Source organism: Bacteroides sp. An322 (assembly GCF_002161765.1).
Classification (GTDB): Bacteria; Bacteroidota; Bacteroidia; order Bacteroidales; family Bacteroidaceae; genus Phocaeicola; species Phocaeicola merdavium.
This window is the reverse complement of sequence record NZ_NFIN01000022.1, coordinates 16,976-32,316: the sequence shown is the minus strand read 5'-3', so window position 1 is coordinate 32,316 and position 15,341 is coordinate 16,976. Positions and strand designations below refer to the sequence as shown.

7 protein-coding genes are annotated in these 15,341 nt (G+C 41.2%); 2 read left to right on the top strand and 5 right to left on the bottom strand.

Annotated elements, in window-relative coordinates; genetic code table 11:
- Window positions 1-19: 19 nt before the first annotated feature.
- Window positions 20-2,986, bottom strand: a complete 2,967-nt coding sequence (locus tag B5F91_RS11425) for a TonB-dependent receptor (RefSeq protein ID WP_087429216.1) — start codon at window positions 2,984-2,986, stop codon at window positions 20-22.
- Window positions 2,987-3,193: 207 nt separating this feature from the next.
- On the opposite strand from B5F91_RS11425, the gene B5F91_RS11420 reads away from it, so the two are divergent.
- The gene (locus B5F91_RS11420; protein WP_087429233.1) at window positions 3,194-4,267 is read left to right on the top strand and encodes an ATP-binding protein; all 1,074 of its coding nucleotides are present in this window, start codon (window positions 3,194-3,196) and stop codon (window positions 4,265-4,267) included.
- Window positions 4,268-4,386: 119 nt separating this feature from the next.
- On the opposite strand, the gene B5F91_RS11415 is transcribed toward B5F91_RS11420, so the two are convergent.
- From B5F91_RS11415 to B5F91_RS11400, 4 genes are all read right to left on the bottom strand, one after another.
- The gene (locus tag B5F91_RS11415; RefSeq protein WP_087429215.1) at window positions 4,387-5,862 is read right to left on the bottom strand and encodes a RagB/SusD family nutrient uptake outer membrane protein; all 1,476 of its coding nucleotides are present in this window, start codon (window positions 5,860-5,862) and stop codon (window positions 4,387-4,389) included.
- A gap of 36 nt (window positions 5,863-5,898) precedes the next feature.
- A complete protein-coding gene (locus tag B5F91_RS11410; RefSeq protein WP_087429232.1) occupies window positions 5,899-8,694 on the bottom strand; it encodes a TonB-dependent receptor in 2,796 nt (931 codons plus the stop codon).
- Between the two features lie 218 nt (window positions 8,695-8,912).
- The gene (locus B5F91_RS11405; RefSeq protein ID WP_087429214.1) at window positions 8,913-10,082 is read right to left on the bottom strand and encodes an AAA family ATPase; all 1,170 of its coding nucleotides are present in this window, start codon (window positions 10,080-10,082) and stop codon (window positions 8,913-8,915) included.
- 611 nt (window positions 10,083-10,693) lie between these two features.
- On the bottom strand, window positions 10,694-11,851 hold the full coding sequence (locus B5F91_RS11400; protein WP_087429213.1) for a site-specific integrase: 1,158 nt from the start codon (window positions 11,849-11,851) through the stop codon (window positions 10,694-10,696).
- 272 nt (window positions 11,852-12,123) lie between these two features.
- On the opposite strand from B5F91_RS11400, the gene B5F91_RS11395 reads away from it, so the two are divergent.
- Entirely contained in the window at window positions 12,124-15,324 is a 3,201-nt protein-coding gene (locus B5F91_RS11395) for a TonB-dependent receptor (RefSeq protein WP_087429212.1), read from the top strand.
- The last annotated feature ends 17 nt before the right edge of the window (window positions 15,325-15,341 follow it).

The following is a 15,341-nucleotide window of genomic DNA, read 5'->3' as shown; positions in this document are numbered from 1 at the left end:
TATTGTTTGTTAGCTATTATTAGAAATTAACTTCGAAACCGAAAGACCAAGTCTTGTTCGGACTGTATGCATAATCAGTTGACCCGCTGAAGTTGTATTGCGGATCCATACCTTTCAGATGGGTAAACAATGCCAAGTTATCAACTGAAGCGAATACGCGTATAGAGCCCAAACGTGCTTTCTGCATCCATACTTTCGGCAATGTATAACCCAAGGTGATGTTCTTAATGGCAAAATAAGAAGCATCTACCAAGAAGCGGTCATTGGTTGCGTATGATCCGGCAATTTCTATACGGGGTACATCTGTAATGTCACCCGGTTTTTGCCAACGGCGTAAAGCATGTTCATTCCAATTGTTATTGAAATACATGTTTTCCATACTGCCTTGATACAAACTATCAAAAATCTTACCACCCAATGAATAAGTGGTCAAGATAGACAAATCAATATCTTTCCAGCTAAGGCTCGTACCGATACTACCATACAAATCCGGGATACGGCTTCCTAAATAATATTTGCTTTCATTGGCTTTGTTATAATCACTGGTGATATATTCATTGACAATGTTCCCGTTCTCATCTTTGTCGTATGCCCAATAAAGTTGTGCACCGGTAGCAGGGTCTACACCTGCAGCTTTAGCCATATAGAAAGTGTTGATAGGCATGCCTTCCTTAATGCTATAGATACCGTTGATGATTTCAGGAGATTCATTAGTTAATTTCAATACCTTGTTCTTTACAGTAGATCCCATCCAAGTAATATCCCAGTTCCAATCATTGGTCTTAATCAGCGTACCTCTTACTTCAAATTCGAAACCGCTGTTACGCATATCGCCCACATTGGCATTGTAACCGTTAAAACCGGTAGAAGTCGCCATCGGATAATTCAACAACATATCGGTTGTTTTCTTATTATAGTATTCAGCAGAAATGCTCAAACGGTGATCGAGCAACAAAGCTTCAAAACCGACATTCATATTGCCGCTCTTTTCCCATGACACTTCTTGGTTTTCCAAAGAAGTCACCATACCGCCGATGTTGCTGCCATTAGGCCAGCCCAAATCATACAGACTCTGCCAAGCATAATAAGTACGAAGGTTATCATTACCTTGTTGACCATAACTTAACTTCACAGACAGATTGTCAACCCATTTTACATCCTCCATAAAAGCTTCTTTTGAAACGCGCCAGTTACCTCCTACCGACCAGAATGTACCCCAACGGTGGTCTTTATGGAAACGGGAAGAACCGTCACGACGGATAGAAGCATCAAAGTAATATTTCTCATCAAAATTGTAATTGAAACGGCCAAACCAAGATTCAATACGATATTTATCAGTATACGAGTCAGCTGATGTAATGGTCGTACCCGGACGAAGTTCCAAAATGCCGTCCACCAAGTTAGACTTAGCTGCATTTAAGTATTCGTATTGATAAGCATAAAACTCATGGCCAGCCATTACATTGAAATTATGCAATCCGAAAGAACGGTCCCAGGTCAAAATTTGGTTGAACGTATAGCTTTGCATACGGGTGTTGTATTTATAAATCAAACCACCAGCATTTGCCTGATTACCGTGATACATATTCATGTAATTCATCTGATTCATCGTACGGTAGTCCATACCAAAGTTTACTGACAGTTTCAAACCTTTAAATACACCGAAATCATCCTTGTCTGAACCCAAAGTGAAACCTGTACGCAAACTGGCAACATCATTCTTTACGTACGATTTATCATCTACTAAACCACCCAACGGATTATAGTCATTGTAGCTACCGGGACGCCCTTGTTCACCATAGTCCAGTTGCGGATTTCCATTTTCGTCCAATACGTTGTTGCCATCCATGTCTTTCATATACATAGGAAATAATGGAGATATAAACTGAGCCGAATACCACACATTTGAAGTGGCAGCACCATCATATTGGCTATAATTCATAATAGAATGGGTTAATGATACATTCATATTTCCCTTAAACCAATCGGTTACTTCTGAATTGATATTTGCACGACCATTGTAGCGTTGGAAATTTGTACCGGTCAAAATACCATCCTCATTCAAATATCCCAAAGAGAACATGTATCTTGTTTTTTCAGTACCTCCGCTTAATTGTAGCTGATGTTCGTGACGGAACGCATTGTTGTGTAAAATAGCATCCATCCAGTTTTCATTCCAAGCAGATTGTGCATCTGAACGTACCTGACCAGTAGTTGGATCAATAATTTGACTCCAGGTATAATTCTTAAATGGATTGTACAATTCCCCACCTAAATTAGTGCTCAAAGAATTACGTGCAGCAGCCTCTGCATCAGCCCAACTATAACCATTAGTAAATACATAACCATTACGCAATGCTTCGTAAGTCAACTGAACGAAATCTTTTTGGCTAACCATATCATATTCAGGAATAGCACGAGAAGACCAACCTGCGGTAGAACGCCAAGTCACGTTTGTCTTACCTTCCTTACCTTGTTTGGTAGTAATCATAACGACACCGTTTGCGCCACGAGCACCGTAAAGCGCACCAGCCGAAGCGTCTTTCAAAATAGTCATTGACTCGATGTCCGAAGGATTAATAGAAGAAAGTGTACCATCGTATGGAACACCGTCAACTACATACAACGGATCTTGTGACGCATTGATAGAACCGTAACCACGAATTACAATAGAAGCCGATTCGCCCGGCTGTCCTGATCCTGAAGTTGTCAAGACACCTGTAGTCTGTCCTTCCAAAGCCTTGGTAACATTAGTAATAGGGCGAGATTCGATTTTATCACCTCCGATAACCGAGGCTGAACCAGTAAACGAAGATTTCTTAGCCGTACCGTAAGCAACGACCATCACTTCATCCAGCACTTCTGTATCCGATCGCATAACCACCTTCATAACCGGCTTAATATCAAGTTCTTGCGTCTGCAAGCCGATGAAAGAAACTACCAAAGTTCCGGCCGAACTGAATCTTAGCCAATAATTGCCTGTTATTGAAGTATTTACAAATGATTCCTGTTTTTATCTCTTACTGCAAAAACATTAGTTGGAAAACCTTGTAAAGGCATTTTCATTGAAATATTTCTACCTAATGTATCCCAATGTATTACCAAGGAACGAAGTTTTCATGGAATGAAAGTTTCTTTATTACAGGATAATGATTATATTTGCGAAAAAAGTCGCAACGAAAAATATCGCAATATGAAAAATCCATTTAAGTTTGGGACAGTAGTAGACGGAGCTTTCTTCACGGACAGGGAGAAGGAATTACAATCTATCGGGCAATTGTTGGAAAGCGAGAATCATTTGGTGTTAATCAGCCCGCGGAGATTCGGGAAAACCAGTCTGGTATGTAAAGCTTTGCAGTATATAGACAGACCGGTCATTATGGTTAACCTGCAATCGGTTACTACAGTTGCAGAATTGGCAGCACTTTTGCTAAAGCGTGTATTCAAGATATACCCTTTCGAGAAAATTAAGCATGCAATGACCCATTTCCGGTTCATCCCTACCTTCTCTGTCAATCCCATGACTGATGGAGTGGATGTGGCTTTCCAGCCTGGAAGCGATAACAATGTCGTACTGGAAGATGTATTGATGCTGATAGAGAAATTAGGCGAAAAGAATAAGTTTGTTGTAGTGTTGGATGAATTTCAGGAAATCGTTGATTTAGAGAAAGGATTAGACAAATACCTTCGCTCCGTCATGCAGTTGCAGCATAATGTGAACTATATTTTTTTAGGAAGCCAAGAATCCATGATGACGGAAATATTCGAGAAGAAAAAGTCGCCTTTTTACCATTTTGGTGTCTTGATGCGGCTTCCTAAGATACCTTACGATGATTTTTTCCGTTATTTGTCAAAGCGGTTTGCGCCTATGGTTTTGGAACAGCCGGAACAAATAGCCGAAGAAATCCTTTCATTTACCCAATGCCATCCCTATTATACTCAGCAACTTGCTTTTCAAGTATGGAACATGTTAGAGCAAAAGAATGATGTAGAAAAACTTGTAGACCATGCGGTAGATGAGCTGACCCGGCTGCATGATTTTGACTATGAACGCATTTGGATGGCAATGAATAAAACCGACCGACACATATTAGCGGTTCTGGCACAAAATATTACTTCGCCGCTTAATTCGAGAAGGGGAATTCCGACCAGTACTGCTTTCAGTGCTTTAAAACGCCTGTCACGGCAAGGATATGTAATAAAGAATGAGAAGTATGAAATTGATGACCCTTTCTTTGCCCGCTGGATATATTACCGGAGTCTGTAACGATTTGATACCATTGTTTGACGAAAATGCTACTCTTCAATTAATTTATACTAAAAAAACAACCAATGAAGCGATATGAAACTTCATTGGCTGTTTTTGTATTTAGTTTATTAGGAAGATTATTTCGGCAGTGTGCCCGCCCAGTCATTCTGTTCTACACCGAATCCTGAATTGATTTCTGCGGCAGGAATCGGGAATACCAAATCTGAAATCTTATATCCGGTATAAGTGAACGCAATGTCAGGTGCTTGGATAGCGAATACATCTGCGGCTTCGTCCCAACGGCGCAAGTCGTACAGACGCAAACCTTCTTGGAACAATTCGCGTGCACGTTCGTCTTTGATAAACGCTTTCAGTTCGTCTGCAGTAGCGGGCAGATCATCGGCAGAGGTAATGTCTGCATCCCGTTTGGCTACAGTCAGAAGCGAGTTGCGTGCGTTGTTCAGATCGCCGGTTTCTACATCTGCTTCCGCCATTATCAAGAACATTTCCGGTGCGTTAACCAAATAATTGGTTGCGTATGCCGGGTTTGCGCTGGAATGTTGCGAATATTTTCCTCCGGTAAAGACAGGAACAGATGCTGTAGATGAAGCATCCCATCCAAAGATAGAAGTACGGCAGTCGTTTGCACCATACATTGCCTGCAATTTGGGGCTTGGGCTATAATTGTAGGTAGACCATAATGTCCCTGCAGAATTGGCAGACCAGTTATCAGTCTGTGTAATGGCTAACGAAAGCAGGCTTTCAGAGTTTGACTCATTGCCACTGAATAATGCCGCGTATGCAGTAGCATCGTAAGTCAAAGTAGTGATACCTTTCTCGGTCAAGGCTTGTTGAGCATATTGTTTCGCATCGCTCCAGTTTTCCAGATACAGGTTGGTTCTTGCCAACAGACCGTAAACAGCTGCCTTATTCATGTATAAGATAGAACCACGGTCGCCTCCAGCTGCATCGAAATGACTGATTGCATTGTCGAAGTCCGACAGGATAGCTGTATAAGATTCGCCTACAGTAGAACGGCTTACCTGAGCCAATGCTTCAATCGGAGCTTGGTCGAGTACGACAATACCCGGTTCGGATGAGAAGTCGGTGCCGTTGACTTTTACTTGGTGCGCATAGATGTTAACCAACATCAATTCTGCATAACCGCGCAGGGCGTATGCTTCGGCCATCAGTTGGTCTAATTGAGCTTTTTCTTCTGCATTGCTTCCTTCGTACAAAGCTTGCGATGCTTGGATGACGCGGGTAGCATTGTCCGCTACTTTATATCCATATTTCCAAATGCTGTTCAGATAAGTGTCTGTATCAACCACTGTATAGGTATAGATGTTGTTGAAGTGGTTGGTTTTCGAGTTCCAATAGCTGATATCGGTCGGTATATCACCGATGCTGACAGCATAGTTACCGGCAAAATAATAGTAGAAAAGGTTGTAATAGGTACCGTTAAGTGCCGTTGATATGTTACTTACGCTTGACAAGCCTCCTTCCGAATCTATACCTTTATAGTAATCTGTTTCCAGAAAACTTTCACCACAACTCGAAAGACTGAATCCGAGGGTTGCGATAGCGAAGGCTTTCAGTATATTCTTTTTCATATAAATCTTTCTTTTATTTAAATTATTCCTCAATCATTAGAATGTCAATTGGATACCTCCGATGAAGGTACAAATAGCAGGATATTGCCATGCGATTACACCATTGGCTGAAGTTTCAGGGTTATAACCGACAAAGTCACTGGATGTGAATGTGTAAAGGTTATCCACCGATACGTATGCGCGCAACTTCTGGATGAACGCTTTGGTGCTCCATCTTTGCGGCAAGGTATATCCCAAGGTGATGTTGCTGATTCTCAAATAGCTTCCGTTATACAAGAAACGAGAAGAGTTTTGTGTCGAATTGTTCGGGTCTCCATAGATGTATTGCGGATACTTGGCATCTTTGTTTTCAGGTGTCCAAGAGTTCAGCGCCACATCTTCCAACGGTGTACGCAATGACATACCGAAACCGGTAAATACAGCACCTGAGTCATAAACTTTTCCTCCCACACGGTAGTTGAAGTTAACATTAAAATCCCAGTCTTTCCACGTCAGGCTTGTTCCGAAACCTCCTAATATTTTTGGGTCAGCATCGCCTACATAGCGTTTCGAAGCGGCGTTGTAATCCGAAGTTGTTTCATCGCCCGTTTCGTTCAGATACCACAACGGCTTACCGGTTTCACGGTCAACGCCTGCATATTCTTTCATATAGAATTGGGTGTAAGGACGGCCTTCTTCAACAATCTGGAAGGTATATTCCAAAGGATCATCGGTAGAAAGTTTGATAACCTCATTCTTGTTCCAAGTCAGGTTAGCGAAGAAGTTCCAGCTGAAGTCCTTGCGTTGCATCAATGCTGCGTTTACAGAGAATTCAACACCCCGGTTGCGGATTTTACCGATGTTTTGGTAAACTTCTGAAATACCTGTTGTCATTGACAAAGGCACTTGGAACAATGCGTCCGAAGTAATTGAGTTGTAGAAGTCAAAAGTGAAATGCAGGCGATGCAACAAAGAAAGGTCGAAACCTACATCAAACTTCTTTGATACCTCCCAAGTCAGATCGGGATTGGCAATACTGGTCGGAATCATACCCGGAATCTGGTTATAATTGTAACCTGCTGAATAGAATCCACGGGCTGCGTACCAGTCGATGTCTTGGTTACCTACCGTACCGTATGAAGCACGAAGTGTCAGGTTGTTGATGACATTGTTGTCTTTCAGGAAATCTTCACCAGTCATACGCCACTTAGCACCTACCGACCAGAAGTTACCCCAACGGTGGTTAGCACCAAATACGGATGAACCGTCACGGCGGTATGAACCGGACAGATAATACTTGTCGGCATACGAATAGTGTGCATCCATGAAGTAAGATGCCAAACGTGCTTCTTGTTTGTAATATTCAGAACCTTGGTCGGTACCGGCAGTAGTCAAGTCACGCATACCGTCGGCAGAGAACGGGAAGTCTGACTTCGCGAAATATTCGTAGTGGTAGCTCTTCTTCTGCATTTCCTGTCCCAACATAACACTTACGTTGTGCTTTTCGTCGAATACATAATTCCATCCGATGATGTTGTTCCAAGTAATAACAGTGCTCTTCGAATTATACAGCTGACCCAAACCATTGTAGTCCATACCCTGCGGGTTGTATTGGGCACTCCAGTATTGGTATTGGTTCAGTTCGTTGATGTTCACGCCCAACGTAGTCTTTGCGTAAATGCCTTTTCCGAAATCAATCTGGAAATAAGGGTTCAAATTAATGGTCTGCATTTTGTTTTCGTTCAGTTCGCCGGCAGTTTCGTCCATCAATGCCATCGGGTTATAATTTCCGATATTGGCATAATTACCTTCACTGTCATAAACAGGATACATCGGAGTCATACTCGAGATAGCAGCTACTACCGGACTACTCATCGAACCGCTTGTCGAAAGTGAGAATCCATTTTGGGTAGAATAACTATAAGAGGTGTTGACACCTACAGTAGCCCATTTGAATTTGCTGTCCAAATTCAAACGTCCTGAAAAACGTTCGAAGTCAGCACTTTTGACCAGACCTTCCGTATTCAAATAGCCCAGACTGACATAATATCCGGTAGAACCGCTACGTCCCTGCATGTTCAGGTTGTAGTCTTGATAATAACCTTTACGGGTGATTTCGTCCATCCAGTCTGTAGACGTTTTTCCGTCCCAACCAAAATATTCATTTGCCAAGTAATCATAGTTTTCTTGCCATGTTCCGCCTTGTGCGGCAGTCAGACCATCGGCAAAAAGATTCATGGTTTGTTCTGCATTGGCAAAATCCATGTTGTTGTTCGCCATGGATACGAATCCTTGTTTCACGTCTAAGTTGATATTGAACTTTCCTTCTTTACCTTTTTTAGTAGTAATGACGATAACGCCATTTGCCGCGCGTGAACCGTAGATAGCAGTAGCAGCAGCATCTTTCAATACCGTAATGCTTTCGATATCAGCAGGGTTCAGCATTGACATCGGGTCTACAGAGTTATTGCTTGTAGCAGTCAATGATCCTTCATCCGTATCCGAGTCAACCGGCATACCGTCAATGACATATAGCGGTTGTGTGCCCGAGTTCAACGAACCACGTCCGCGGACATAGATAGAACCCCATATACCTGGCATACTGGTAGAATTGTTCATCTGTACGCCCGGAACCGCTCCTTCCAACGCTTTTACAAAATTCGCATCGCTTTTCTTTGCGATTACATCTTCGCCTACAATAGTAGCAGCACCCGTAAATGAAGCCTTGCGTTGTACTCCGTAACCGGTCACCACAACCTCATCCAATACTTTGTCATCCGACTGCATTACTACTTTCATAACCGGCTGAATCTTAACTTCTTGCGTCTGCAAGCCGATGAAAGAAACCACCAAAGTTCCGGCCGAACTGATGCTATTGTGCAATAATCAGATTATGAGTGCTTTACAAATATTCCCTTTAGGCATTTAAACAAGAGGAAACAGCCTTATAATACCCTGTAGGCGTGTTTCAACCAGAAAATTTCTATCCAAATGCAACCCGAATCAAACCTCTAAAATCCGAAAATCTTATAAGATATTTGGAATATTAATATAGAGCAGCAATTTTCTCTCTAATATTCCAACCCGAATTGCCACAAAGGAATGACATTCATATAGCCTGTTTCTATTCCGTCTTTTACAATGTATGCTTTTTCTACATTGTGTATTTGTTTCTGTTTCTTGTTCTTCCCTCCAACTTCGAAAGTCATTCCATCTATCTGGAAATCAGAGACCGGCGAAACAATCACGTCATGATTTACCCGCATTTGATTGAAAAAGAAAGTCTCACGGGTATTGCCGGTATCTCCATGATGTTGGCCTAGAACATCTATCAGATTGGGGTTGTCCAAATAAATCTTATCCACTTTTCCCAATCCGCGTATGCCTCCGGTCGCATCCCGAAGCTGGGTTATCATACCGGCTTCTTCCAAATAGAGGCAATAGTCTGCAACGCTGTTTCTGCTTGCTTCCAGCGTGGTCGCGATACTGCTTACATTGGGTTTAAAAGGAACACTTTGGGCAATGATGGCTAATAAACGTTTAAGCTTACGTGCCGTTGCTATATTAATTTCTGCATACTGAGGAATGTCCGACTCTATAGTCTGATTCACAATCTGTTGCAATCTTATGGCATAATCGTCATCCAAAGCGAACGGATAATATCCACGCTTTAAATAATCGGCAAAATAAGGGAGCGGACGAAAATCATCAGGCAATTGAACCTGATGGGACAAAATATCTGACAATGTGTATCGAGGCATGACGATGCCATGAAATAATTCCAGATATTCGCGGAACGACAAGCCTTGCATTTGATACATCACCGCTCTTCTACTCAAGTCGGATGCGCCTTTATTAATGTCTAATACGGACGAGCCGGTAAAAACGACCTGGAGCTTAGGGTGATAATCATAAATCAGTTTTAGTTCCCTCGACCAATCTTTGTATTTATGGATTTCATCGATGAAAAGATACTTGCCGCCCATCTTTTCAAATTTATCCGCCAAGTCGACAAGTTTGTTGCTGGCAAAATAAAAATCTTCAGCCGTAACATAAAGAGACTGTTCTCTCGGCAGATTTTCCTTAATATATTGAAGGATGAGCGTTGTCTTTCCCACTCCGCGCGGTCCGGTTAACCCTATCATCCGATTGTTCCAGTTTATGCGGCGATACATATACCGATGAAACGAACTACGGGTTTCTTGCAAAGAAACGTTGAAATGTTGTTGTAGCTTATCCATACCTGCATGAGTTTTCTTTTTCGCAAAAGTACAAAAATAATATGATAAAAAGGGATTTTCTTTTGTTTTTGCACTCCGGAAAGTGCAAAATATGTCTGAAATTGCACTTTCAAGAGTGCAATTTAGGCTTATAACTGCACTCAGGAAAGTGCAAATCATGCAAGACAAGAATATTCCTCGACGATATGTTTTACTTTCTGCAGCAATATCGACTTTTTTTATACGCATATAACTGCTCCCTCAGCACGAGGGTGTATCAAAATGAGAATTGCCTATCAAAAAGTAATGTCATCCTTAGCAAAGCGAAGGATTCCGTGTGCATCAGCTTGTGTATTCGAGACCATTCACTGTGTTCGGGATGACAAAATGAAAGCTTATTTCTATTTTGAGACAGCCTCGAATGCGCTCACCAATAGAACGATTGATGTCTGGCAGACCACACCCCTACGGTTAAATAAAAGAGCTGCGTATTCTTCGATAATCAGGTAAAAAACGCAGCCGTATGAAATGCCCGATTCATACGGTTAAGATTGGAATCCTAGCCGTATGAAATCGAGGATGAACCCTGCTGGCTTTGGGAAGCCACTCCCATATACCGAAAACATGAAACTTTAAAACTTACATTTCTTCAAGTCGTTCACTAACGTTTGCGAGAAAACCTCGCCATAAATTTGCGTGGTTTTGATGCTCCGGTGCCCCAATAGCTTTTGTACTGTGGTCAGCTGAGCACCGCTATATATTAATAAGGTGGCATTCGTATGGCGCGAAGAATGAAAAGAGAAATGCTTTTCGATATGTGCAAGCCTGCCGATTCTGATTAATTCCTTATTGATGTCCGGATTGGGCTTTAGGCGGAAGAACCGGGCTTTGTCTTCATACTTCTCCAAAATCCGTACCGCTTTTCCCTGAAACAACAAACCCAAAGGGATCTGGCTCTCTACTCCGGTCTTTTGCGATTTGAATACCAGCCACACATGTTGGTGATCCGGATAAATCAGGTTTTCTTCCGATAATTTTGTGAAATCGGAATAACGCAATCCGGTATAACAACAGAATAAAAAGGCATCCAGTGTATGGCTAAGTGGCTTTCCGGCTAATTCCAATGCCAGCATCTCCAGTTTCTTCAATTCGTCGGGAAGAAGAAACACGTGGTGCCCTTCCGTAGTCTTTATTTTATAATTAAGGAAAGGAGAAGAATCAGGCAAGACAATCCCTTCCCGGACAGCAGCGTTATAAAACGTCCGGAAATGACACAAATGTTTGGCAATCGTATTTACCTTTAACCCTTTCTGCTCAAGGAAAGATTCAAATTGAAGCAGAAAATGGTAATCTGTTTCAGCAAAGGTGGCAAAAGGGCGGAATTCATATAGAAGTGCCAATGTTGTTTTCAGATTATCTTTTGTACTTGTTTTCTTTATCGAATGTTCTACCCATTTTCTACCGAACGCAAATAAATTGCAATCCGCACCTTCCGAAGCCTCTGATTTCAGCATCGAAAGCGAAATGGCTTTCCCTTGTTTCCAGCCCTCCAGTTCCTTATATTGAAGTTTCAGGAGAAATTCGTCCAGCATACGGTTCAGTTCCTCCTCGTGCGGGTGACAGATTATCCTTGCCTTCCGGGCGTCCCATTGCTCAGGGCGAACATAAATATGCGTAGAAAAATACACTTTCCGCTTCGTTAAATAAGCTTCAACCTGTATCAAAGCCTTTCCGCTGGCATTGAGCCGTTTTTTACGGTTGTATACCAATCTGTAACTAATTTTTTTCATTTGGTTTCAATTTTTAAATGCCTGGTTAATTTTATCCGTTTTAGTGCCCACAACATGTTCTAAGCGCACTTTTAGGCATTTTAAGCCTTTTCTCTTCTGCATAATTGTTGGCTTTTTATGCAAAAATGAAATCTTAAAGTGTTAAAAAGCGAAGGCTTTCTTATCTTTTGTTTCCAAAAGTGTACAAGTTATAAGATAAATGCTTACCTTTGCGGGCAAACTGAATTAGATAAAAGTGTTTATTTAAGGTTAAATTTAAGAGAGAATTTTTTATGAAAAGAAAATTGATGCTGTTAATGACCTGCCTGATGATAGGCATAGGTCTGGTAAACGCGCAAGTACGGAAAGTGACCGGTACGGTTACCTCTTCTGAGGACGGCTTGCCCGTAGTGGGAGCATCTGTATTGGTAAAAGGTACCACGGTAGGTACGGTTACTGATATAGATGGTAACTTTACAATTAGTAATGTGCCAAGTTCGGCCGGAACTTTGGTGATTTCTTTCATTGGATTGCAGACGCAAGAGGTTGATATTCAGCCGGTTGTGAAAGTGGTATTACATGCTGATTCTGAGGTGTTGGATGAGGTTTTGGTCGTTGCATACGGTACCGCAAAGAAGTCTGCTTTTACAGGTTCGGCTACTGTAGTAGATTCTAAAGAAATTGGGAAAATCCAAACTTCTAACGTTGCTAATGCATTGGAAGGTAAAGTTTCCGGTGTTCAATTGAATAACGCATCGGGTCAACCGGGTGCCACTACACCGACAATTCGTATTCGTGGTATCAGTTCAATTAATGCAGGTAATGATCCGTTGATTATCTTGGACGGTGCTCCTTATGATGGCGACTTAAATAATATTAGTACACAGGATATTGAATCAATGACTGTATTGAAAGATGCTGCATCCAATGCCTTGTATGGTGCGCGTGGCGCCAACGGTGTCATTATTATTACTACAAAAAAAGGTGATGCAGGCAAGGCTACTGTAACTGTAGATGCTAAGTGGGGTTCTAACTCAAGAGCAGCACGTGATTATAACTTCATTACAGACCCAGCACAATACTATGAAATGTATTATGGTGCCTTGAAGAGCTATTTTATGGGGCAAGGTCAGAGTGAAGCTACAGCTCATGCTAATGCAAATTCGAGCATGTTAGGTGGCGGTGACTACGGTTTAGGATACAATGCTTATACAATTCCTGAAGGACAATTTTTGATTGGTACTAACGGAAAATTGAATCCGAATGCTACGCTGGGTAATATTGTTAGTTATAACGGACAAGATTACATGATTCGTCCGGATAATTGGTTGGATGAGGCCTATAAAAACGGTTTGCGTCAAGAATATAATGTAAGCATATCAAGCGGTTCAAACAAATCTTCTTTCTATTCTTCTGTTAGTTATTTGAAAAATGAAGGTATTGTAGAGAAATCGGACTACGAACGTTTGACAGGTCGTTTAAAGGCTGATTATCAGGTAAAAGAATGGTTGAAAGTAGGTGCCAATATGTCATACACCCATTTCAATACAAACTCGTTGGATGAAGATGGAGCTTCTAATTCTTCTGCGAATATTTTTGCATACGCTACACAGATTGCACCTATCTATCCGTTGTATATTCGCGACGGGCAAGGTAATATCATGACGGATAGTAATGGTTTCACCATGTATGATTTCGGTAATAAAGACAATGCAGGTTTAAGTCGTCCATTCTTGAGCGGTTCAAACCCATACGCGGCTAACTTGTTGGATACTAATAATAATGAAGGTAATGCGATGACAGCAACAGGTTTTGCAGAAATCCGTTTCCTGAAAGATTTTAAATTTACATGGACAAGTGGTGTTAATATTGACGAAACACGTACCAATCTTTTCACTAACCCATATTATGGGCAATATGCTTCATCAAATGGTATTGCTAGCAAATATCATACTCGTAATATTTCATATAATCACCAGCAGATCCTGAATTGGAGACATACATTTGGTTCACATAATGTGGAAGTAATGTTGGGTCATGAATTTTATCGCTATAAGTATTATTCTCTGTATGCAAGTAAATCGAACGTATTTGACCCGACTAACATTGAATTGTCTGGTGCCATTACCAATATCGGTAGTTCTTCTTACATAACGGATTACAATACAGAAGGTTATTTTGGTCGTATCCAATACGATTTGAAGGATAAATACTTCTTCTCTGGTTCTTACAGACGTGATGCTTCTTCTCGTTTCGCTCCAGAAAACCGTTGGGGTAACTTTTGGTCTGCTGGTGCAGCTTGGATTATCTCAAAAGAGAATTTCTTCCAAGTAGACTGGATTGATATGTTGAAACTCAAAGCTTCTTATGGTTCACAAGGAAATGATAATATCGGTGACTACCGTTATATAAATACCTATACGATTGTGAACGGTGGTGGTTATCCGGCTGCATTGCCAGATATAATGGGTAACAGAGACATTACATGGGAAACCAACGGAAACTTTAATGCTGGTATCGACTTTGAATTATTTAAAGGACGTTTGACGGGTACGGTTGAATATTTCTACCGTAAAACTAGTGATATGTTGTTTGCTTTCCCATTGGCTCCTTCATTCGGTTATACTTCATATTATGCTAATGTGGGCGATATGCGCAACCAAGGTGTAGAAGCAGAATTCAATGCAACTCCTATCAGAACTAAAGATTTTTCTTGGGATATTCATTTGAATTTGACTCACTATAAGAATAAGATTACATACCTGCCCGAAGAACGTAAAACAATGGTAGTAGATGGCGTTCCCGGATACAGCAGCAGCAATTATTATTATGGCGAAGGCGAATCACTGTATACCTATCGTATCAAAAAATATGCAGGTGTAGCAGAAGACGGTCAGGCACTTTATTATAAAAATGTTACAGATAAAGAAGGCAATGTAATAGGTATGGAAACTACAACAAGTTATGATGCTGCTGATTATTACTTGTGTGGAACAGCCCTGCCTGATATGTACGGAGGTTTCGGTACGAGTCTTTCTTATAAAGGATTTGACTTGTCTGTAGACTTTACTTACCAAATTGGCGGACAAATTTATGATAGTGATTATGCGGGCATGATGGCTTCTCCGACAGCTTCTTCGAAAGGAACCAACTTCCATGCAGATTTGCTGAATGCGTGGACATCGGAAAATTCATCGTCAAACATTCCACGTTTCCAATTTGGAGATAACTATACGACGGCTTCTTCTGACCGTTTCTTGACAAACGCATCTTATCTGAGCCTGCAGAACATCAACTTTGGATATACTTTACCTTCATCTGTTACACGTAAGATTCAAGTTGATAAAATCCGTGTATATCTGACTGCTGATAATATTTGGTACTGGTCAAAACGTCAAGGGTTAGACCCGCGTCAGAGTATAACAGGTTCTGTAACAAACTCTTATTACGCACCGATGCGTACTATTTCAGGAGGTATTACTTTAACATTCTAAATTCAATTCAAGAAAGA